Source organism: Pseudomonas sp. Q1-7 (assembly GCF_028010285.1).
GTDB lineage: Bacteria > Pseudomonadota > Gammaproteobacteria > Pseudomonadales > Pseudomonadaceae > Metapseudomonas.
In genome coordinates this window covers 4,985,931-5,007,521 of sequence record NZ_CP116304.1, presented here as the reverse complement: position 1 = coordinate 5,007,521, position 21,591 = coordinate 4,985,931, and the positions used below count along the sequence as shown (strand labels likewise).

Here is a 21,591-nt window from a genome sequence, read left to right as displayed (position 1 = left end):
TCATCGAGTAGTTGGAACGAATAGGCGACAATAGTTGCTTCTTTCGGTCTCAAAGGTTGTCAATCCATGTTTGACTCTATCGATGAGCTCCGCTTCTTCGTTGAGGTTTACGCGACTCGCTCGATACGCGCCGCGGCCGAAACCTTGGGCATTACTCCTGCAGGTGGTAGTAAACGGCTTCTAAGTCTTGAAGATCGAATAGGCCAGCGCTTGTTTAATCGCACCACTCGGCACCTGAGCCCGACCACTTACGGTGAGCAATTTCACCAGCACGTGGTGGGCATCATCAAAAGCGTCGATGCTGCGCAACGTGCGCTTTCGGAGAGTTCTGGCGTCGCAGGTCGAATTCGCATTACTTCATCGGCCACATTTGCCGGCAGTTACTTGTCCGGAGTGGTGAGCAGCTACATGTGTCGCTATCCGGACGTTTCAGTAGAGCTCGACTTGACCGACCGGATGGTTGACCTGGTCGCAGAGGGTGTAGACCTCGCTATCCGATATGGTGCGTTGGAAGACTCGACGCTGATTGCACAGCTCGTTTCACCCTGCAGGCGCCTGGTGTGTGCGTCTCCGGAATACTGGCGGCTTCACGGTATGCCCTCTTGCCCCGAAGAATTGAAAGCTCGTAATGCACTGACCATCGCGGGCCAGGACCGTTGGGTATTCGCAAAGGCAACAGAGCAGCGCACAGTGCGTGTGCGAGGTGGCTTTTCGGCCACTATGGGAGAAGTGGTCAGGCATATGGCGATTGATGGACACGGGTTTGCGATGCTCGCGGACTGGCATGTCGCGGAGGATTTGAAAGCAGGTCGTCTGATTGAAGCCTTGCCCGATTGGAGCGTAGAGCCGCCCATTGGAATTTTTGCGGTATATCCCTCGCGAGAGAATCTTTCTCCGGCTGTGAGAAGTTTCATTTCTCATCTCAAGGAGCAGGTTAAGGATCGACCGTTATTTTTCTGAGTTGACGAACTCATGACAGGGTTACCCCCTGCATCACATCCCTCCGTCGTGCCTTGGAGTGGATCTCCATCGAGTAACCAAGCGCGTGGCTTGTCGCAGAAGATGTTGTCCGAGGTGCTACATGTGCAGCAGCCGGCCATCGCCAAGATGGAGAAACGCACGGACATGTACATCTCCACCCTGCGCAGCCACATCGAGGCAACGGGCGGACAGCTTGAGGTGATCGCCCGCTTTCCTGACGGTGCTGTGAAGATCAGCAACTTCGCGGACCTTGATGAGCGCCACGGCTGAGTTCGACACTTCTTCGACACATCAAGGCAGAAACGAAAAAGCCCCTGAATTTCGCTAGGAAAATCAGGGGCTTAGTCTTGGATTTTGGTGGAGCCGGGGGGGACGGTGACCAATCCCTTTTCCCCTTTTGAAAGCCCCGGAATTCGTGGGCTTGCTCCATCCTACCTTTCTGCGATGTCACACCCTGATGGGGGCGGTTGATGTTTGCCCAGAACCTTATCACAGCAGCGCCTCGCAACCGCAACACAGGGATTTGAACCCGTTTCAGGTACGGCGCAGTAGGTTGCAAAGTGGTGCAAAGCCACGATAACTCGACCTATTAAGGTTTTGTCTCGTCTCTATGTGTCGCTGTGTATTCGACACATTTTCGACACCCGTTAGGGTTTTGTCATCCGTGTCGTGCCGCAGGGTTCCATTTCCAGCGGGGTCTATGAGAGTTCGCTTTCGTCCTTCACTATAAGCCGATCACCATCGACTGCTGAGCTGGAACTCTACTTTGTATGAATCTGCGTAACCTAATCATTGCCGCAATTACGGCCGCTTTGGCAATTGGCGGAGTAGCTATAACTTACATCTCTTCGTTCGGTACAACTCGATCGCCGGATCCTGCAATTTGGGGGCAATTCGGCGACTACTTTGGCGGGATACTGAATCCCACGTTTGCTCTTGCCGCATTTCTTTCGGCGCTTTGGTCTATAAGTGTTCAACAACGTGAAGCGAGGCTTGCAGCGAGGCAACTATCTGAACAGACGGAGATTGCCAGAAGAGAATTTGAAAGCCTGATTTCAGACCGTGTGGGTGATGAGCTTTTACACGTTACCAGGGATATCGATCAGCGTCTTTCAAGTTTATTGCAGACTGTTATTTCTCCACCAGGAGCGCCGCAGGTAGTCACTATTGCTCAAATGGCTGCAGAGGCAGAGCGCTTTGCAACTGTGGGTGGTTCGCCTGGGGCTTTCCAGGAATTTGTACGCATCGGTAATACGCCTGGAACCGTCGTTGAAGCATCAGTTCGAGAAATTAAATATTTGATTTCTCGGCTCAGAAGTTTTCTTGAACATTACTCCAGGCTGAGAGGGGGAAGTTTTGCTCCAGTGCTTATTTACTATTCCGACAAAGCTTACCAGCTAATCTATATGTTGGAAGCCCTCGGAGATATACCCGATGATACGCGTGAATTTTTTGCTACGGTAAGCGATGCGCATAGCTAAAAAATACATTTGGACAGAGGAGGTCTATAAGTGAATGCGGAAGTTATGGCTGCAATTATTGGGTTTGTCGGGGTTGGTTTTTCTGCCCTTATAAGCGCTATTGGGTATGTTCTTAAAGCTCGTGTTGAGCTTAAGAGAAGTGCTCGCCTTGTTCTCTACTATTTGATGGAGATCAGATACTCAATAAACACCACTCTAATAGACCCGGAAAGGGTTTATAGGGCTTTTATGTCTCAGGCGGAAAAATCCCTAGAGGCGAGAGGGTTTTCAGCAATGGAACCCAGTGTTAAAACGCTAGTTGAGGCAGCAATCCATGCTCATTTCTCAAAAATAGTTGGTTCTATTCAGATGAAAATTGATGAGCGACTTCTGGTTGACTGTGAGCAAGCATTGAAGCAATTGGCGTGTGAAAGGCCAATTCTCGCCTATCAACTAAAGGGTAAGGAAAGAATTCAGCAAGTCGCTTCTCATACAATGGAGTATGCGGAGAAATTGGAAAGAGAGATTATCCCCGGTGTATCCAGTGGTCCTGTTAAGGACTTGCTTTTGTCATTGTCTCGTAGTCAGAAAGGTGAGTCTCTAAATGAGATAGCCGATATGCTTGATGATGATATTGTCTTGTTGGCAAAGAACTGCGGAATTCTTGAGCGCATCAAGTGTAGGAAGGTCTTAAGAAAGACTTCAAGACTTCATGATGATTTCAGTGTTCCGGACTTGGACGAAGTTATTGACACGATGATGGAATCACTCAAATTTTTAGCCCAAGCCCAAGCCCAAGCCCAAGCCCAAGCCCAAGCCCAAGCCCAAGCCCAAGCCAAAAAGTAGTGGTGGAGGTACTGTTATTCATCTAAGTGAAACAACATAAGTCGACACGTCGGCTATATGGTGAGGCTACTTTGCGTTTTTGAAGTATGAATTTAGGGGGCAGAAAATAGATCTGCCCCCTTTTTTTGTTATAAGTATGAGTTAGCCGATTAAATATCTTTTTCCGTGTCGTTTGCCAGCTTGTACGAGGATTGTTCTTATATTGTTATTGAGCGGTTCTGGTGCGTCCGTGAGCAAGGGTAGTAGTCGTTCACTTACAAACTGTTCTGTTGCAGAAATTCCTAGTAAGTGATCTCGGTAGGCTAATCCCAGCTTGGATTTTTCGAGAGACTCAAGAAGATAACGTATCGAGTCCTCTCCAAATGAATCTGTAGATATGTCTTGGAAGTAGGGAAGGATGTGGCGCGATAGTAAGGGGCGATGGACTGATTTCTTGCTATTGAATTCAGTGATGTACTCGTGAAGGTCGTCACTGCTTAGGTGTCGTGAGATAAGAGACGCAAACTTGTCGACCAGAAAGCTATCAGCACTCTCTTCTATTGAAGCTAGCTTTTCTAGCCAATTAACTGCGGAGCCAATGCTAATTGTTCCTAGCCCATTAATGCGCACTGGAACGCCGCTGCCCATAATTTCGTATAAAAAATCTGGACTTTGGGTTTGCAACAGGTCTGAGAAGACTTTATCTCTACCCGACCAATTCAGGTCTATTTTTGGTAGCAGATAGAAGTATTGATCATTCTCAAAGGCTTCCGGACTACTAAGTAACTTTTCTAGCTGGTCAATAATGTGTGAATCTGCCTCGGGAGTTGAGCAGTATAAGAGTGCGGAATTTAAGCAGGTTGAGTTGGTGTTCGCTTTTGTTTTTGTGTAGTCAGCAAGTCGTTGGCAATTTTCGCAAAGAGTTTTTAGAAGAGATATTGACCATTCATATCCCCATGCACTGGTTGATTCATTTATTGAGTCGATTATTTTGTCAATGTGCTTCTGTGTGATGTGTTCGAGCGATAATTTTTCATCATCGTCGTGCCATCTAGTAATGAAGTAAGTTGTAATGATTGCCCTTTGACTTCCTGCAAGTAGTAGCTCGGCGGAAAGTTCTAAGGCTGCATTCGAATTTGCGTCTTCAAGTGCGCCGCAGATAGCGGATACGAGGTGCTCTGGTACCGTTCCTTTTTCTTTGAGGTAGGAGTTGTATACGGTCCTAATGGATTCTATGTTTGTGCTGGAGAGAATGCTTGAAACGACCATGTTGAAATGGTCTGAGTCTTCATCGTCGTCAACTTCCGTTGGGTTCTTATTGATTTCATCAATCTTATTAAGAGCCCACTTTATGTCGTCTTCTTGAGCGATGTTGGTAATCGCTCTTGAGAGATATGAGCAGAAGTTGAAGTCGCTTCTTCTTTCGAATAGAAGCTCTAGCATTTCTTGTTTTAATGATTGCCCTTTAATTTCAAGTAAACGAGCTGCCGCCGCCCCGCCTATGACATTACCAAAGCTCATGATTTTCTTGAGTTGCGGCTCGTGGTAGATGCTTATTGGAAGGCTGTCGGAAATAGAAGAGTCAAGAAGGTAGTTCTGGCCTGGTGCTTTGCCTGCAAGAGATATGATTGTGTCGAGGAGTTTTTCTACTACAATGTCGCGGTTGAATTCCACATATTTTGCTGAGCCAAGAGCAAGAGGGAGATCTGCAGAAATGATATCTTTAAAGAACTGTTCTGATTTTTCTTCTGTCAATAGGCTTAGAGTTAGATATATTGCTTGGTCCCATCTTGCTAGCGCTAATTTTTCTCTTAAAATGCCGCGATTTAAGGTGTAGAGCCTTGCCAGTTCTTTGGCGGCAAGATACTCAGTTACTGATTGGTGTATAAAGGCCGCGCGACCACCTGAGTAGGGTATTAGAATGGAGTGAGAGACAAGCCAGTTAGCTACGTCAATGGCTTTAAGGCTGGTTTCTTCGATTGCCTCAAGACTAGCGCCTAATGTTTTTAGCAATACAGAAAGTGAAAATGCTTCTTCCCCTCTGTTTAACGATTGATACGCTGCAAGGGAAAGTGATTCTTCTAAGTCTAATGTTGATCCAAATCGATCTTTAAATTTTTCACTTAAATTGTCAAAAATAGACTTATAGAAATCTCTCGGGTGTGCTTCCCCCTGGAGTTTCGCAGTGCCATTAGCAATGCATTGGAAGTAAAAGGGTCTTTGAAGGAGGTGTATAACTTCGCTACTAAATCTACCTGTTATTTCTATTCCTAAGTCTCTAAGTCCAGACTCAACATCTCTCTGGTCAATAGTGTCAAGCCTGTAGACGTCTAGTCCCAGCTTTTCTAGCCCATCGCTTGTTCTCGATCCTATTATAATTTTTGCGTTGCAGCTTCCAAGAAAATTTGAAAAATCTGATTCGTAGATAGAGCTCTCAAAAAACTCTCGAGGGATTTCGTTGAAAGAGTCTAGGAAGATTTTAGTGTTGTGGTTTTGTATAATTTTGTTTAGGGGTAGAGATTTTGGTAAAGACTGCTCTATTAATTCTCTTAAGTTTCCTTTGTAGAGTTTTAAGTCTGCAAAGATTGGTATGGCTGTCTGGTTGAAGTCTATAGTGTCCTCAATACACGCGTCGCTGAGTTTTTCAGCAAGACGTGATGCCGCTCGGCGCAGAGAATATGACTTACCGGCCCCTGGAAGCCCAGTGATGATAGAGCGTTCAGGGCCGTCTTCTAGAAACTTTTCGATGGCGAGGTTGTCGTATCTTGGAGTTTCTGAAGAATAATACGGGGTTCGTCTTTTCCTTGATTCGCTGCTAACTCTAAGTTGAAATTCTTTCTCTAGTTTATTGTGCCTTGAAAGTGCTGAAGAGTATCTTGTAAGCGCTAGAATGAAAGCTGAGTCGTCAGCTTCTTGGTTTGTTGAAAGTTCTTGTTTTATTGGTCTTTCGAGAAGTTCATCTAGGATGTTGATTAGATTTTTGTGGCTCCTGGTGCCGTCGTCAGTGATCTCCGTGGCGTACTCAAGGAGATGGACCCCGTAGTTTCTTCTCCAATAGTCTTTTTCTTGTTCGGAGACGTCCGGCATTATTGCGAAATGATCTCTTTCGCCGCCTTTGTATGTGTTGGCCAGAAGGTCCTTGACATACAGGAAATCGGGGTCTCTTAGGCCAAAGCCGATGTAAAGTATTGGTCGGCTTGCCAAGAGCATCTTTACAGACTCTAAGACGGCTTGTCTTTCGCCGTTCGGCAGTAGTTGGCGATACTGCTCTCGTGTCAGAATTATGCTTTCTACGTCGTAGGCGTCGCCATGTGGTTTAAATACGAAATCCAATGCTCGCGCGTGAATGATTTCAGCCGTTTCAGTTAGCTGTCGATTAGTAACCGTTCGGAAAGGCGTATCGCTTTTCCATTTCTGAAGGCTTTTTTCTATCAGGTTGTCATAGTTTGTTGTTATAAAACACCTAGGGCCAAGAGATACTAGCTTTCTATGGATCGCGTGCGGCTCTGCGTTATCAGTACGACACGCCTTTCTGATGAATGCGCCGATTTGTTGTTTTGTTAAATTGAAAAAGCCGTAACTTGCGGCTTGAAGAAGGTCCCCTCGCTTAGCTTCTTCTCTCACCAGTTGTGCATTCATTCCGGATGCGTCTAGCTCTAATGCTAGCTCTTCGACTAGGCGGGTCCACGAAGGTAGGCCAGACCACATCGAGACTCCTGAGCCAACAAATATAACTGTCTCCTCTTGGGAGAGAATCTGCTTAAGCTTTTCCATGTCGACTTGTCAACTTTTTTGTGTTGGGTTGTTTTAATTGGTTTTGAGCTGGAAGTAATAGGTGTACTTTCGAGGATGCTAAACATCGAGGTGATTTGATGGGGTTTAGCAACCAGATCGGCGCCTCTAAGCGCGAGTTGCTAGATTTGCTCGTGACTGATGGAGCGCTATTAAGGCCGGTGTAATCTAGGTATTCGCTTCGCAACTCACCATCTGCGCATCGAAGCGGATGATGGCCGTGGAAGAGTTGGTTCCGGCTGAATCGCCAGATAAGACGTCGATCCATGACTGACTACTGATCTCCCTTTCCCCAATGCCGCCTAGCGGCTCCTCCTGGTGAACCAGCGCTTAGCTACTGCTGTGGTGATCGCTATCCCGCGTTGGGAGTGGGCAAGTTTGAATTGGCTTCTTCATACGCAGGGGACAACTGGCCCCGGGCGGGATCTACTTCGCCTTTCCAAAGCCATAGGTCGTATTGGGGGAACGCCTTCAGGAGTTCTTCCATGTCTTCAATGCGCGCTTTGACCTCGTGGTTTGTGGCCACGGTCTGCCAGCGTCTGCGCTCAATCGGCGTCACGCTAGCTAGCTTGGCCGCGCCTAGGTGGCGCACCAGGGCCCTTAGCCGTTCTTCGATCATCCAGTAAAGCTCTATGCAGAGATGACAAACAATTTGGCTGACAAATTATTTGTCAGTATGGTTTCTGCAAATGACAAATTATTTATCATTGATCCAGCCGTTATGACTGCTGCAACGAGACAAATAGTGACGGAACGACCATGGAACTGGAAGAGCTAGACCCTCGCGCGCTGATCGGCCCGCAACAGGACGTTGAAACCATCGAGAGCTGGGCCGAACGCAATGGCGTCGCTTACGGCGTTGTCCGGGCCTGGGCCATGAAGGGCGTGCTGCCCACGGTGAAGCTTGGTAAGCGCCGCATGGTCAACAGCGCCATGCTCCGCACTTGGCTCCTGGAGCAGGAGTGGACGGCATGAATGTCCGCCTCGTGGCCTGCATTCGGACGCTGCTGCTCGCCGTCCGCTACTTTATCCAGAACGGCGGAAACATCGTGACCCTTCAGAAGATCCTGGGGCACTCCACTTTGGCCATGACCATGCGCTATGCGCATCTAGCTCCTGATCATCTTCTTGATGCAGTTCGGCTTGGGCCAGCGACGCCGTGCTAGGCACTGTGGCTTAGGTTGGGTGTGCAGATGAGGTCTCTTTTCGACACTTTTTCGACACCCAAAGAAAAACCCCTGAAAAACTCTAAGCTTTTCAGGGGCTTATTTGGTGGGCCGGGGTAATCTGAAACGATAGCCTATCTTTCTGAAAAATATGATAAAAGCTCGGTTTGATATTTATTTGGAATACCATTTGGAATACCGGGCGACTGGATTTGAACTCAGGATGTCGGGGCGCTGAGAAGATCCATTGCTTGGCATTTAGGTGTCAGGCTCGAAAATCGCTCAGACTGCCCTCGGGCTCAGCATCTCATGCTTGGCTACGGCGGCTTCGATAGCCTCCTGGGCTACACGCATTCGGCGTTCTGCAAGAGCTGTTGCGGCTGCTTCGTCTTCGTGGGATAGCTCTGGCAGTTCTTCTTTCAGAAAGGTTTCCCACCGCGCGAGCTGCTTCATGCAGTGGTGCAGCTGCTTTCTGGTCTCATCAATCCGAACTTTGCCCAGCTCCTGCGTAAGCTTGTGCGAATTGCGTATGACTTTGGCCATTTGAGCGTCGCGACGCATCACCTCTTTCTGTTCTGCGGCTGCCTGGGCGGCGACTTCGATCAAGCGCTGAATCAGCGCTGTTTCAGTTGTTTTGTGCCCTTTGGCGAGGCTCTTGAGTGTGGTCTTGGTTTCGAGCGGGAGCGTGAAGGAGCAGGTCTTTCTGCCGCCTTTGGCTAATCGATACCGCCTTTGTCTGATGGCGTTTCTCAATCGCTCGATGAGCTTTACACCTTCAGCCTCGGATTCGAGGGCATGGATCGATCTGACCAGATGGCTGAAGCCACTGTCGGCAAGAAAGCTGATCTTGCCTTGCAGTGACGGAGAGCACCGGCTCGATAGGTAACTTGCTGCCCATTGCCACTCTCCTCTGTCCTTCTCGTTCAGCCAGCCTGGTGCTGTTTCGGTCTCGCTCATTTTCGAGTCTCCTTCCCCGTCGCCCTATTCAAGGGGCGGTCACTCGCCCCACTACTGGACGGTGTTACAGGGCCTGGTGGTAGGTCTCTTGATCAAAATTATTGTAAAAGTTAGCGATTATGTTATCAGCGTTATTAAAAGATTCGTTAACAGATACGTTACATGAAATTAATAAACTGATTTTATAGGGTATAAAACGTGATCTAAATTTTCAGTTTTTCGGTGAGTACGATGGCTAGTCTTTTAGCTTTTTATGAAGACCTAGAGGTTAGTGCGGAGTCCAGGTTTTTCCTGCAAGCCCTGATATGCCGAGAGCAGGCACTCTTGGCCGCCTCGTTCAAGGTCAAGCCGGCTGCGAGACTCCTCTGCTTGACGGATAGGTTGGTCAGAGACGCAGCGCGGGAGTTAGCCGAGGCTGGGCTGTTGGTGGCCAAAAAGCAGGCTGACAAGGTGGGGCGCCCGGGGCAGGAATATGAGGCGTCGCAGTACCTCCTAGATCTGCTTGCCCGGCCAAGGAGGCGCACGCTTGCTCATCGGGACCTGGTTCTGCGGCTCTTTAGTGAGCCGGAAATTTATGCCGAGGGACCTCGGCCTGAAACAGATACCAGGAGCGAAAAGGCTGTGCGCCAACAGGTACGCAAGGACGGGCGGCCGGCAGCGCCTGGGGCCAGTGGACGCCTGGGGGCTGCCACGAGAGTGCTTTTTGCTGCCCTTTTAACCTTTGCCGATCAGTGTGGGGTTGTGACCGGAGTGGGGGAGGCGAAGCTCCGCGCAATGACGGGCTTGAACCCGCTTGCGCTCAAACATCAGGTGGTACGGCTAGTCAGCCTGGGCTTCATACGTGGTCATGTACCAGGCGTATCCAATGGCTTCTTCGTTGGGGCCAGAGTTCCCAGTACCTACTACCTGAACCTCGATCACCCGCAGCTAGGTGAGCAGAGCCTCCGCTGCGCCTTGTTGGTTTATGCAGAAGATGGACTATCCCGCAACGAAAGGTTGACCAACAGGCTGCCGTTTGATGTAGCAGGGGCTCTTCTCTCTCTGGGGCCTGCTGCGCTGGATGTCCTTTATCACAAGCTGGCCAGGTACACGTCGCATCTGCTGTCCCTGACCTGGGGAGGGCCGGGCGAAAGGTACGGCGAAGTTCCTGCGTCGCTGGCGGGCATGATCGGTCGAGAGTTAGCGCAACTGAAGGTCGGGAAGCCGGAGCAGAACGAGGCTGGCTATTACTGGCCCAAAGTGCTCGATCACTTTTTTGAGGTGGCGTTCGACTGGTCCGAGCACTTGAAGCAGAAGCTCAATGGCAAGGCGTGGCCGGGGTACCAGCCCCAGTTGGTTAGACTGATACCAGCGCCGGAGTCAGAAGAGGGGAATGATAGCTTGATGATCGTTTCCCTGATCGTCTACCCGGCTCCCGAGAATCAGAAAGGCTGCATTGTGTACAAAGATGTCCCTGGCGGATTTCTTCGTGAGTTCGACAGCGAGGCTGACCTGGATGTGTGGAACCGCTATGAGTTTGGCTTGCTAACCGAGTAGGTGCCCGAGCCTTCGAGTTATTTCTTACCGCCCCTGCAGATCCTCTGAACGAATACGAGGAGCCCGTTCATGAGGATCATTCGATTGAAAGAAGTTATCGACTCGACCGGCCTGGCCCGGTCGACCATCTACAAATACATCAAGGAAGGCACCTTCCCGAAGCCGGTATCACTGGGCGACCGCTGCGTCGGCTGGGTAGATAGCGAGGTGCATGACTGGATCCTGGCAAGGATCGAGGAGCGTGACCTTGCGGAGGAGGGGGCTGCGGTGCGCTCAACCGGCCACCTAAGTGTCGCCAGCTAGAACTGACCATCTGCGCCATGGCTGGCTACGGCTGGTCATGGCGCTTATGCCGTGTGGGGCGGTATGTACTCCCGTGGGGAGCCTCTAGCGAACTGAGCAATACTGCTCCTCATTGCTCGGTTCGTTGGGAGGTCGGAGGTTGGATTGATGGCTGTGTCAGGGCCGTTGCTCGATGGTTTATTACCGGAGTAGGCACCCTGGATAAATTCACGGTGTGGCCGTGAGAAAACATCCCACGATCACGGCGTAGCCGAGAGCGTCAATTGCGGCACGGGTATTATGCTTTTAATGCTTTTACTCGCTCTTCCTACCCCTAGGGTTCTGGCTATCTGACACCGTGTGAGCGCTGCCTGAGCTATCGAGTAGGGTTCGTAGGGGGGCTGAGGCATGAGCTGCAAGCCCTGACCACAGCGTATTCATTCAGTCGAGGGGCAGGTAGCAGTACACGGTAACGGTTTAAAAATTACACATGACCCAGACGGTTATGAAACTCACCAACCTGAGGAGTCATAACCATGCTCAGTCATCCCGATACCACCAGCCACTGCCCGCGCCGTCATCCAGGCAATACCAACCTTCGTCTGCAGTACGGACCTACCTACCGTGGCCTACCTCTGATGATCGACAAGGGACCATTCGTAGAGGAGTACCTGTCCCGCCTGCTGCGAGTTATCCAGCGGGCACTGACCCAGTATCCGAGGGTCATGGCATTCCGGGTGGATCTAAACCTGCCGAAGGACATCGATCCGTCTGGCTACGCTGACACCAACAAGGTCATCAGCAGGTTCATCGAGTCTTTCGGAGCCAAGATCGAATACCACCGCAGTCAGCTGCGTGAGCAAAAGAAGGATGCTCGTAATTGCAGGGTACGCTATGCCTGGGCAAGGGAGGTTGGAGCGGGGGGAAGGCCGCACTACCATCTGGTATTCCTGCTCAATCATGATGCCTATCACAGGCCGGGTCGGGTGCAATCTACGAGGCGAAATCTCGTTGCGCGTCTGCAGGAAGCTTGGGCCAGTGCCTTGCAGCTTTCGGTCGATCAGGTCGATGGGCTGGTACATATCACCGACAATGCCACGTATCGAATCTACCAGAACGTCCCCGACGGCAAGCTGGATGAACTGCCGGAGTTGTTCCGCCGTGCAAGCTACCTGTGCAAGGCAGCTACGAAGTCCTACGGGAATCGCCAGCGCGGATTCGACACCAGCAAGGGATAGTCGGCTGCTGTTTGATTAGCGGCAATGCTCGTGTCTGACGAGCGCGTGGATCTCTTTCACCTGCGCTCTGCTCCTTCATTTATCATCCCTTCAATTTGCATGGATGGTAGGTCTCAGCGCCTGCCTTTGCCGCTTTTTCGCAGTAGCGACCGGGATAGCCTCATCTCATGAACGCCGTAGAAATCGAACAAGCCATTACCGACCTGGCCAGCCAGCCATTTGACCGGGTCGAGTTCCCCTATGCCTTCCTGCAGGCCTTCGGCAACAAGGAAACCACCCTCAAGCGTCTGCGTTCGGGGGCAACCAATAAGTCCGATCTGGGCGGTGTGCTGCAAACCAGCAATATCCACCTGGCGGTGTGTGGGGCCGGCAAGGTCACTGAGACGCTGGCTGCCCTCAAAGCTAGTCCGGCCACAGCTCGGGCCAAGGTCAAGTACGTGCTCGCTACTGATGGGGAGACACTGGAGGCCGAGGAGCTAGAAAGCGGCGAAACCGTCGCCTGCGCCTATCCGGACTTCCCTGATCACTTTGGCTTCTTCCTGCAGTTGGCGGGCATTTCCACGGTCAAGCAGATCCGCGAAAACTCCTTCGATATCCGCGCCACCAGCCGTCTGAACCGGCTCTATGTGGAGCTGCTCAAGGACAACCCGACCTGGGGCACCGCCGAGCGCCGCCATGAAATGAACCACTTCATGGCACGGCTGATCTTCTGCTTCTTCGCAGAAGACACCGACATCTTCAACGGAACTGGCTTGTTTACCGACACTCTCGCGCAAATGAGCGACCGGGATGCCAGCAACCTGCATGAAGTGATGGGCGAAATCTTCCGCGCCATGAATACACCGATTTCCCAGCGTGCTTCGGCAAACCTGCCGCGCTGGGCGGACGCTTTCCCCTACGTTAACGGCGGGCTGTTCTCTGGCGAGCCAGACGTACCGCGCTTTTCCAAAATTGCCCGCAGCTACCTACTGCATATCGGCGCACTGGACTGGAAACAGGTTAACCCCGACATCTTCGGTTCCATGATCCAGGCCGTGGCCGATGACGAAGAGCGCGGCGCCCTGGGCATGCACTACACCAGCGTGCCCAATATCCTCAAGGTGCTGAATCCACTGTTTCTTGACGAGCTACGCGCCAAGCTGGAAGAGGCAGGTGACAACCCACGCATGCTGCTCAACCTGCGCAAGCGCTTGGCACGGATTCGTGTATTTGATCCGGCCTGCGGCTCGGGCAATTTCCTGGTAATTGCCTATAAGCAGCTGCGCGAGATCGAAAATAAAATTAATGAACGGCGCGGTGAGCCAGGTCGCAAGAGCGACATTCCCCTCACCAACTTTAGGGGTATTGAGCTTAGGGACTTCTCTGCCGAAATTGCCCGCTTGGCACTGATCATTGCCGAGTACCAGTGCGACGTGCTCTATCGGGGTCAAAAGGAGGCTTTGTTGGAGTTTCTTCCGCTGAGTAATCAGAACTGGATTACCAGCGGAAATGCTCTGCAGCTGGACTGGCTCAGCGTATGCCCGCCCACTGGAACCAGCGTAAAGCTGCACGCCGACGACCTATTTGGTAGCCCGCTTGACCAAGCTCAGATTGATTTTGAGAATGAGGGCGGAGAAACTTATATATGCGGAAATCCTCCCTATATCGGTCGGCGAAATCAAACCAAACAACAAAAAGAAGAGATAAAGCTCGTCCTTGGAAAAAAAGTAAAATCAAGCGCATCCCTTGATTACGTATTCTGCTGGATCGAGAAGGCATCTGAGTATGTTCGTGAGGCGCGTGGTGAGTTTGCCTTTGTAACCACAAACTCAGTTTCACAAGGCACACAAATCCCCATCTATTGGCCGCACTTATTCTCAAAAGGCCTGGAAATAAACTTTGCGCATCGCTCTTTTCGTTGGAGCAACAACGCCTCCAATAATGCAGGGGTGACCTGTGTAATCCTTGGGATAGGCCGGCCAAGAGCTCAAAAGATTCTATTTGACGAGACACAGCGACAGGAAGTCTCAAGAATTAATGCATACCTATCTAGCTCCCACGTTGAGGTTGTAGTACCGAGCACTAATCCAATTTCTTCCCTTGGTAAGATGCGTTACGGAAATCTCCCCGGGGATGGGAATTTTTTGACTTTGAGCATGCAAGAGAGAGACATGCTCTTAAGAAACAACCCAGAACTTGATCGCATCATCATTCCCCTCTTTGGTGCACAAGAGTTTATACGAGGATTACAGCGATACTGCCTCTGGATAGATGATGGCGATCTAGAGCTTGCTTTGAGCAGTGAATTTATTCGAGCGAGAATTGATGGTGTTCGGAGAACCCGAGAAAATAGCCCAGACCCAAGTTACAACGCGCTAGTTAATCGCCCACACCAGTACCGCGATCGGAATATCGCTGAACGAATAACGATCCTGGCACCTACTATTAGCTCTGAAACGCGCGAGTTTTTGCCCGCAGCACTCCTTCCGGGACGGACGGGAACCACTAATCAGGCATATGCCATTTATGACGCCCCCCTCTGGAATATGGCGCTTATATCTTCGCGTATTCATTTGGTCTGGATTGCCACCGTCTGCGGCAAGCTAGAAACTCGCTATCGATATTCAAACACCCTGGGCTGGAACACGTTCCCAGTTCCTAACCTCACAGAAAAAAATAAGGCTGACCTTACCCGCTGCGCAGAGGACATCCTTCTTGCCCGAGAGGCCCACTTCCCCACCAGCATCGCGGAGCTCTATGACCCAGAAAAAATGCCCGCAGACCTTCGTGAAGCTCACGACCGTAACGATGAAGTTCTGGAACGCATCTACATCGGTCGGCGCTTCAAGAACGACACCGAGCGCCTGGAGAAGCTGTTCGAGCTGTATACCGAGATGACGGCCAATCAAAAGCCAGGGAAGGGTAAGCGATGACAGACCTGATTCTTTATAGTTCGGAGGATGGCCAGACGCGATTGCATCTGCGCGTTGAACACATCCTTAAAAACGCGGGCAAGTAGCCCTGAATGGAAGCGTAGTCATGACCCAAACCGTTCCCTCTGTGTCCGTTTCCTATGCCCAGAACGGATGCTCCACCAAGGCCAACGAGCTGGGCATGCGCCCGATGCAGGAGCGCGCCTACGAGCGACGCGGCGAGCAGTATCTACTGATCAAGTCGCCTCCTGCGTCCGGTAAAAGCCGGGCCTTGATGTTCATCGCCCTGGACAAGCTGGCCCACCAGGACATCAAGCAGGCCATCATCGTGGTGCCGGAAAAGTCGATTGGATCGAGCTTCCACGACGAACCCCTTAGCCGCTATGGCTTCTGGGCCGACTGGCATGTAGAGCCTCGCTGGAATCTGTGTGATGCACCAGGCACCGACGATGGCGGCAAGGTCAATGCGGTGGGCGCATTCCTGGAAAGCAGCGACCAGGTCCTGGTCTGTACCCATGCCACGTTCCGTTTCGCAGTGGATAAATTTGGTGTGGCGGCCTTCGATGACCGGCTGATCGCCGTGGATGAGTTCCACCATGTTTCCGCCAATCCGGACAATAAACTGGGCACCCACCTGGGCCAATTCATCGCTCGCGACAAGGTGCACATCGTCGCCATGACCGGCTCCTACTTCCGAGGTGATGCCGAGGCCGTACTGGCGCCGACCGATGAAGCTCGCTTCGATACCGTGACTTACACCTACTACGAACAGCTCAACGGCTACGAGCACCTGAAGAAGCTAGACATTGGTTACTACTTCTACTCGGGCGCATACTCCGACGACATCCTGAAGGTGCTCGACCATAGCGAAAAAACCATCCTCCACATCCCGAACGTGAACTCCCGCGAGAGCACCAAAGACAAGATCCGGGAGGTCGAGCACATCATCGAAGAGCTCGGTGAGTGGCAAGGCACCGACCCGGTGACAGGCTTCCAACTTGTGAAGACCGCCAATGGACGCTTACTCCGTATTGCCGACCTGGTGGATGACGACCCGGCCAAGCGCGACAAAGTCGCGGCAGCTTTGAAAGATCCGAGCCAGAAGAACAACCGCGACCATGTCGATATCATCATCGCACTGGGCATGGCCAAAGAGGGCTTCGACTGGATCTGGTGTGAGCATGCACTCACAGTGGGTTACCGCTCCAGTCTGACCGAGATTGTGCAGATCATCGGACGAGCGACCCGCGATGCCCCAGGCAAGGCTCGGGCGCGCTTCACCAACCTCATCGCCGAGCCGGATGCTAGCGAGAAGGTGGTGGCTGAGGCCGTGAACGATACGCTCAAGGCAATTGCTGCCAGCCTCTTGATGGAACAGGTTCTGGCACCGCGCTTCGAGTTCAAGCCGAAGACCCCCACCAGTGGGCCTCAGGAAGGCTTTGACTACGGAGACGCAGGCTATCAGCCGGACAAGTGCAATGTGGGCTTCAACCACGAAACCGGCCATCTGCAGATCGAAATCAAAGGCCTGGCCGAACCCAAGAGCACTGAAGCCAACCGTATCTGCCAGGAAGACCTGAACGAGGTCATTGCCAGCTTCGTACAGGACAAGACCAACATCGAGCGTGGCCTGTTCGATGAAGAGCTGGTTCCCGAAGAGCTGACCCAACTGCGCATGGGCAAGATCATTCGCGACAAGTATCCGGAGCTGGATGCCGAGGATCAGGAGGCCGTTCGCCAGCACGCCATTGCTGCCCTGAACTTGACCCAGCAAGCCAAGCAATTGGTATTGGGCGATGATCCACAAAGTACGCTTACCGGGGGGAATGGTGCCCCAAGTACGGCTCTGATTGATGGCGTGCGCAAGTTTGCGATGGATGTGCGCGAGCTGGATATCGACTTGATCGACCGGATCAATCCGTTCAGCGAGGCATATGCCATTCTGGCCAAGACCATGAGCGAGGAAAGTCTCAAGCAGGTCGCTGCGGTAATCGGTGCCAAGCGCACCCGTCTGACGCCAGAAGAGGCCAAAGATCTCGCCGTCCGGGCAGTAAAGTTCAAGAAGGATCATGGCCGAGTGCCTTCCCTGACAGCTCAAGACCCTTGGGAGCGGAGCATGGCGGAAGGCGCTGCAGCCTTTATGCGTTTCAAGAAAGAGGGCCGTTATGGCTAACGAATTCGATCTGGATGAGCTGGAAGCGGAGCTTTCCGATTTCGCCACTTCAGACAAGAAGGCCGGTCTCACTCCTCGCGAGGAGCGCATCATCGCCGGCTTCGAGGATATCCAACGCTTCGTTGAGCTGCACGGCCGCGCGCCGCGCCACGGCGACGATAAGGATATCTTCGAGCGCCTGTATGCCGTGCGTCTGGATCGCCTGCGCGAACAAGAAGAATGCCGCGTGCTGCTGCAACCAATGGACTATCAGGGCCTGCTAAATGCCATCGAGGTACGGGAGCCGCAAGGCGACTACTCCATGACGGACGATGAGCTGTTGGCGGAATTGGCTGGGGACGATGATGGTGCTGATATCCAGAATCTGCGCCACGTTCGCAGCAATGCTGAGAAGCGTGAGGCCGAGGAGATTGCCCAGCGCGATCGTTGCGAGGACTTCGAGCGCTTCCAGCCGCTTTTTGAGCTGGTACAGCGTGAGCTGCAGTCAGGCAGCCGTGTGACTCGCACCTTCATCCGGGATGCCAGCATCGAGGAAGGACAGTTCTTCATCCTTGGCGGACAGACGGTTTATGTGGCCGAAGTCGGTGAGCCCATTAAGGCCCCGAATGGTGAGAGCGATGCCCGCTTGAGGGTGATCTACTCCAACGGTACAGAGAGCAATCTACTGCGAAGATCCTTGCAACGCGCACTGTACAAGGATGATGCCGGCCGGCGGATTACCGATGCGGGTGCTGGTCCTCTGTTTGGCGAAGCACTGGAGCCGGACGACATCGAGAGCGGCACTATTTACGTGCTGCGTAGCCATTCAACCCATCCATTCGTAGCTGAGCATCGAGAGCTGATCCACAAAATTGGCGTCACGGGCGGCAAGGTGGAAACACGCATCGCCGGCGCTGACAAGGACGCCACCTACCTATTGGCGGAAGTTGAGGTTGTGGCCACCTACAAGCTGCACAACATCAATCGCGCACGGATGGAAAACTTATTCCACCGGCTGTTCAGCCCTGCGCAAATAGAGCTGACCATTCCCGACCGCTTTGGCAACCCGGTCAAGCCCAGAGAGTGGTTCCTGGTGCCGCTGCACGTGATTGACGAAGCAGTGGAGCGTATTCGTGATGGCTCAATCACTGGCGTGGCGTACGACCCGCAATCAGCTCGACTCATCACGCAGGGATAGCTGTGCTACAGGGCGCGAGGCCAATAAACCGCGCGCCTTATCCTCTGTTGAGGTTTGTTTGGGTAAGATCCGGCAGATTCAGGATCGCCGAAGGTTAAGAAATGGACTTCACCCCCATCATCGCCCAGGTCTGGAGTACCGTCAGTTGGCTAATCCCGCTGATGCTGCTGATTGGCCTACTCAAGTCGCCCTGGGCCAAGGGCCATATTGGCGAGCTCCTGGTACGCCTGTTCGCTCACTGGCAACTGGACAAGCAAATCTACCGTGGCCTGCACAACGTCACCCTGAACACTCCAGACGGCACCACCCAAATCGACCACGTATTCCTCTCGCCCTACGGCATCTTCGTGCTAGAAACGAAGAACATGAGCGGCTGGATCTTCGGCAGCGAGAAGCAGGCGCAGTGGACGCAGAAGCTCTACAAACGCACTTTCAAATTCCAGAATCCGTTGCGGCAGAACTACAAGCATCTCAAAGCGCTTGAAGCCACTCTGGGCGTCAGCCCTGAGTACCTGCACTCGGTGATTACCTTTGTCGGCGGCAGCACGTTCAAAACCGAGGTGCCGGCCAACGTGACCCAGGGAATTGGTTTTATCCGCTACATCAAGTCGTTTCAGCAGCCGATATTCAGCCAGACTGAAGTCGAAACCATGGTGCAGGCCATGCAAACTGGCCGCCGCGCCCCCACTCTCGCCACCCACCGCGAGCACGTGCACAACCTCAAGCGTCGGAGTGATCCAACAGCAGAGCGGAAATGCCCGAAATGTGGCAGCGTCCTGCTGATCCGCACTGTGAAGTCCGGCCCGAAAGCAGGGCAACAATTCTGGGGCTGTTCGGCGTTTCCCAAGTGTCGAGTGATGCAGAGTCTGTAGTCGGCTGTTGAGTGTCCTAGCCGGCATCGCCTTCAGAACACCACGCCATTGCGCCATTTGAGGGCAAAAAAAGAGGGAGCTTGGGGCTCCCTCTGTTGGTAGTGCGGCCAATGCCGGTGAGTGAGGTAGCAGCGGTGGTTCAGTGTGTTGATTGATCCAGTGGAACTCAGGTCCGTTACTGCAGTAGGTAACCGGCAGGCTGATTGTCCTTATCAAAACAGAGGATGGTCTCGCAGTACCCGCCGATCTGATCGATGTTCGATTCAGCAACGGCAGGCAACCACTTACCAAGGTCTGCCACGGGTACCCTCTGGTTATTGATGTAGCACTCGTCATCCATGCGCGGATTGCACCAGGCGGATGTAACTTCCGGCCATTCAGATTGATCTGAGGGGCCAGACGATGGCGAGGCCCCAGCTTGAACTCCTCCTCTCTGTGTCTGCCACGCTACATAGCCGCCTTCATAGCGCCCATCGAACGTCGGCACCAGATGATCATCAGGGACGCCAATATCCAGATAGAACTGGTACAGGAGCGTACCTGCCTCGGCGTAGGACACCTGGCGCGAGGTATCGATGCGATAGGCGACCGCCTTACCGTCGGAACTGATACCGATGCGATACCAGATGGAGAGTAGGAAGAACCCATCCTGGTTCCACTCGCCCACGATGGCATTGCTAGTCCGGCACTTACCGCGCAGGCACGTACCGCTCACTTGGTTGCGATAACGCACATCCTGCTGGCGCTGAGCATCCCAGATGAGCACGTCGCGGGACATTTCTAGCCACGTGCACCGTAGCAGCGGCTTTCCGTCAGGGGCTTTCTGGGTAATGCATGGAATTGCTTCTGGGAGACCGCTAGTGGATGTCTCGTCGGGAATGGCGAGACTCGTCCACGTGTAGTCGACAGCGGCGCTGACGTTGACGCAGAAGGCTAGTAGCAGGATGCTGAGTATCCGTTTCATGAGGTAACTCCAGTCTGTGATTTCTTGCGAGAGCGAAAGGATCCGGCTGTTGAACGACCATTGGCGCAGCAGGGCTCGCCTGCTGTGAAACGAAACTCTTCGCTGTTGGTAGCTCTGGATTGAAGGGCTATTTCTTGTAGAGCACCTTGAGCCGTTTGTTCACGTAGTCCTTGATGATTTCGTAATCGGGGTTGTAGGTGGCGAGAGCGTGGCCGACACCTGCTGCAATGGTCAGTGCAGCCAGGGTGAGTGTCGCTGGTGCTGACATCACAGTGGCCGCCGCCCCAAGTGCTCCACCGCGCATAGCTGCACCTTTCAAATCGCTGATGACACGGCATTTCATTCCCGCGCTTTCGATCTTGGTTTCGACTAATTTGATGCCTTCCGTGAAATTGCCTCTGAGGCCGTTGATCTCGAAGGACGCTTTGCTGCGCACGAGACTTTCGATCTGCGCTTCGTTCAGTCCGGTGATGACGTGCATCTGTTCTGTGCTCCCTGCTTGGAGTTGGAGGAAAAGTTGAATATCGACCTTTTGGGTTGAGTCTCGGTTTGTGAAGTCCTTCATGTCAACAGGTTGATGCCCAACCATCCGAGTTGATCTGGAGGGGTGGCATGTCGAAAAGCGATTCAAAGCAGTTGGCGGAAGTCGTGGGCCAAGCGATTGCTCGCCAGCGAGTGCGTTGCAAGCTGAGTCAGGAACAGGTCGCGGAGCGCTTGGGGATTGGTAGTGAGGCCGTTTCACGCATCGAGCGTGGGGTCGTCATGCCCAATGTCGAACGTCTGATTGAACTGGCGGCTGTCTTCGGCTGTGAGACCGCCGACCTGCTGACCGAGGGAAGCTCGCGCCCAGAGGATCAGGCGCGTCGACTGCAGGGGCTGCTGTCCATGCTGAACTCGGACGATCGTGCGCTGGTGCTGGAGTTTGTAGAGCGTCTGGTGGAGCGCCTCAGCCGGGGCTAAGACCCTCCTGACTTTCTGCCGTCTCGTCGAACAAGGCGCCGCAGCGCAGGCACAGGCAGTCGAAGCCGGCGAAGTGAAACCGCGCGACATCCTCTGCCGCCTTTCGCGCCTCCGGGCAAGCGGGTACGACTGCTGCCAGGCCGTTGAGAAGAGCGGCCTGGCCGCTCCCCTCATGTGGGCGCTGAGCGCCCTTGATTGCGCCATTGAGCAACCCGGTCAGCAGGGTCAGCCCTTTGGCGGCGTCCCGTGTCAGCACGGCGCTGGAGTCGCAGATCAGACACCGTCTGTTCATCGTC

At 52.8% G+C, this 21,591-nt stretch carries 17 protein-coding genes and 2 pseudogenes; 14 read left to right on the top strand and 5 right to left on the bottom strand.

Features of this window, described 5'->3' with window-relative positions; genetic code table 11:
• The first annotated feature begins 66 nt into the window (after nt 1–66).
• The 4 genes and pseudogenes from PJW05_RS23195 (at nt 67) to PJW05_RS23180 (ending at nt 3,287) form a co-directional block, all read left to right on the top strand.
• Nucleotides 67–960: a LysR family transcriptional regulator gene (locus PJW05_RS23195; RefSeq protein ID WP_271409280.1), complete on the top strand. Its 894-nt coding sequence runs from the start codon at nt 67–69 to the stop codon at nt 958–960.
• A 78-nt stretch (nt 961–1,038) separates the two neighbouring features.
• Nucleotides 1,039–1,251, top strand: a pseudogene (locus PJW05_RS23190) (XRE family transcriptional regulator); the annotation flags it as partial.
• Nucleotides 1,252–1,751: 500 nt separating this feature from the next.
• A complete protein-coding gene (locus tag PJW05_RS23185; protein ID WP_271409279.1) occupies nt 1,752–2,462 on the top strand; it encodes a hypothetical protein in 711 nt (236 codons plus the stop codon).
• 30 nt (nt 2,463–2,492) lie between these two features.
• Nucleotides 2,493–3,287 (top strand): hypothetical protein, encoded by a 795-nt coding sequence (locus PJW05_RS23180; RefSeq protein WP_271409278.1) that lies wholly within the window; start codon nt 2,493–2,495, stop codon nt 3,285–3,287.
• 141 nt (nt 3,288–3,428) lie between these two features.
• Here the strand turns inward: PJW05_RS23180 and PJW05_RS23175 are convergent, their stop codons facing one another.
• A complete protein-coding gene (locus PJW05_RS23175; protein ID WP_271409277.1) occupies nt 3,429–7,040 on the bottom strand; it encodes an SIR2 family protein in 3,612 nt (1,203 codons plus the stop codon).
• Nucleotides 7,041–7,817: 777 nt separating this feature from the next.
• On the opposite strand from PJW05_RS23175, the gene PJW05_RS23170 reads away from it, so the two are divergent.
• Together PJW05_RS23170 and PJW05_RS23165 are read left to right on the top strand one after the other, a co-directional pair.
• Nucleotides 7,818–8,033, top strand: coding sequence for a DNA-binding protein (locus tag PJW05_RS23170; protein WP_120649747.1), 216 nt, complete (start codon nt 7,818–7,820; stop codon nt 8,031–8,033).
• Between the two features lie 47 nt (nt 8,034–8,080).
• Nucleotides 8,081–8,224, top strand: a pseudogene (locus PJW05_RS23165) (tyrosine-type recombinase/integrase); the annotation flags it as partial.
• Between the two features lie 282 nt (nt 8,225–8,506).
• Here PJW05_RS23165 and PJW05_RS23160 read toward each other — a convergent pair.
• On the bottom strand, nt 8,507–9,181 hold the full coding sequence (locus tag PJW05_RS23160; RefSeq protein WP_271409276.1) for a hypothetical protein: 675 nt from the start codon (nt 9,179–9,181) through the stop codon (nt 8,507–8,509).
• 621 nt (nt 9,182–9,802) lie between these two features.
• On the opposite strand from PJW05_RS23160, the gene PJW05_RS23155 reads away from it, so the two are divergent.
• The 7 genes from PJW05_RS23155 (at nt 9,803) to PJW05_RS23125 (ending at nt 19,371) form a co-directional block, all read left to right on the top strand.
• A complete protein-coding gene (locus PJW05_RS23155) occupies nt 9,803–10,717 on the top strand; it encodes a hypothetical protein (RefSeq protein ID WP_271409275.1) in 915 nt (304 codons plus the stop codon).
• Nucleotides 10,718–10,786: 69 nt separating this feature from the next.
• Entirely contained in the window at nt 10,787–11,020 is a 234-nt protein-coding gene (locus tag PJW05_RS23150) for a helix-turn-helix transcriptional regulator (RefSeq protein ID WP_271409274.1), read from the top strand.
• A 515-nt stretch (nt 11,021–11,535) separates the two neighbouring features.
• Nucleotides 11,536–12,237 (top strand): inovirus Gp2 family protein, encoded by a 702-nt coding sequence (locus PJW05_RS23145; RefSeq protein ID WP_271409273.1) that lies wholly within the window; start codon nt 11,536–11,538, stop codon nt 12,235–12,237.
• A gap of 167 nt (nt 12,238–12,404) precedes the next feature.
• A complete protein-coding gene (locus PJW05_RS23140) occupies nt 12,405–15,149 on the top strand; it encodes a class I SAM-dependent DNA methyltransferase (RefSeq protein ID WP_271409272.1) in 2,745 nt (914 codons plus the stop codon).
• Between the two features lie 106 nt (nt 15,150–15,255).
• On the top strand, nt 15,256–17,322 hold the full coding sequence (locus PJW05_RS23135) for a DEAD/DEAH box helicase (RefSeq protein WP_271409271.1): 2,067 nt from the start codon (nt 15,256–15,258) through the stop codon (nt 17,320–17,322).
• Nucleotides 17,315–18,499 carry a GIY-YIG nuclease family protein gene (locus PJW05_RS23130; protein WP_271409270.1) on the top strand — a complete coding sequence of 395 codons (1,185 nt, stop codon included), beginning with the start codon at nt 17,315–17,317 and terminating at the stop codon, nt 18,497–18,499. The genes PJW05_RS23135 and PJW05_RS23130 overlap by 8 nt, the downstream gene beginning before the upstream one ends.
• Nucleotides 18,500–18,600: 101 nt before the next feature.
• The gene (locus PJW05_RS23125; protein ID WP_271409269.1) at nt 18,601–19,371 is read left to right on the top strand and encodes a nuclease-related domain-containing protein; all 771 of its coding nucleotides are present in this window, start codon (nt 18,601–18,603) and stop codon (nt 19,369–19,371) included.
• A gap of 175 nt (nt 19,372–19,546) precedes the next feature.
• Here PJW05_RS23125 and PJW05_RS23120 read toward each other — a convergent pair whose 3' ends face one another.
• On the bottom strand, nt 19,547–20,335 hold the full coding sequence (locus PJW05_RS23120) for a hypothetical protein (protein ID WP_271409268.1): 789 nt from the start codon (nt 20,333–20,335) through the stop codon (nt 19,547–19,549).
• Between the two features lie 127 nt (nt 20,336–20,462).
• A complete protein-coding gene (locus PJW05_RS23115; RefSeq protein WP_042929653.1) occupies nt 20,463–20,816 on the bottom strand; it encodes a hypothetical protein in 354 nt (117 codons plus the stop codon).
• Nucleotides 20,817–20,947: 131 nt separating this feature from the next.
• On the opposite strand from PJW05_RS23115, the gene PJW05_RS23110 reads away from it, so the two are divergent.
• Complete coding sequence (locus PJW05_RS23110; RefSeq protein ID WP_061181876.1) at nt 20,948–21,295, top strand: helix-turn-helix domain-containing protein; 348 nt, start codon at nt 20,948–20,950, stop codon at nt 21,293–21,295.
• Here the strand turns inward: PJW05_RS23110 and PJW05_RS23105 are convergent.
• Nucleotides 21,282–21,587 carry a hypothetical protein gene (locus PJW05_RS23105; protein ID WP_271409267.1) on the bottom strand — a complete coding sequence of 102 codons (306 nt, stop codon included), beginning with the start codon at nt 21,585–21,587 and terminating at the stop codon, nt 21,282–21,284. The two genes, PJW05_RS23110 and PJW05_RS23105, sit on opposite strands and share 14 nt — an antisense overlap.
• Between the last annotated feature and the right edge of the window lie 4 nt (nt 21,588–21,591).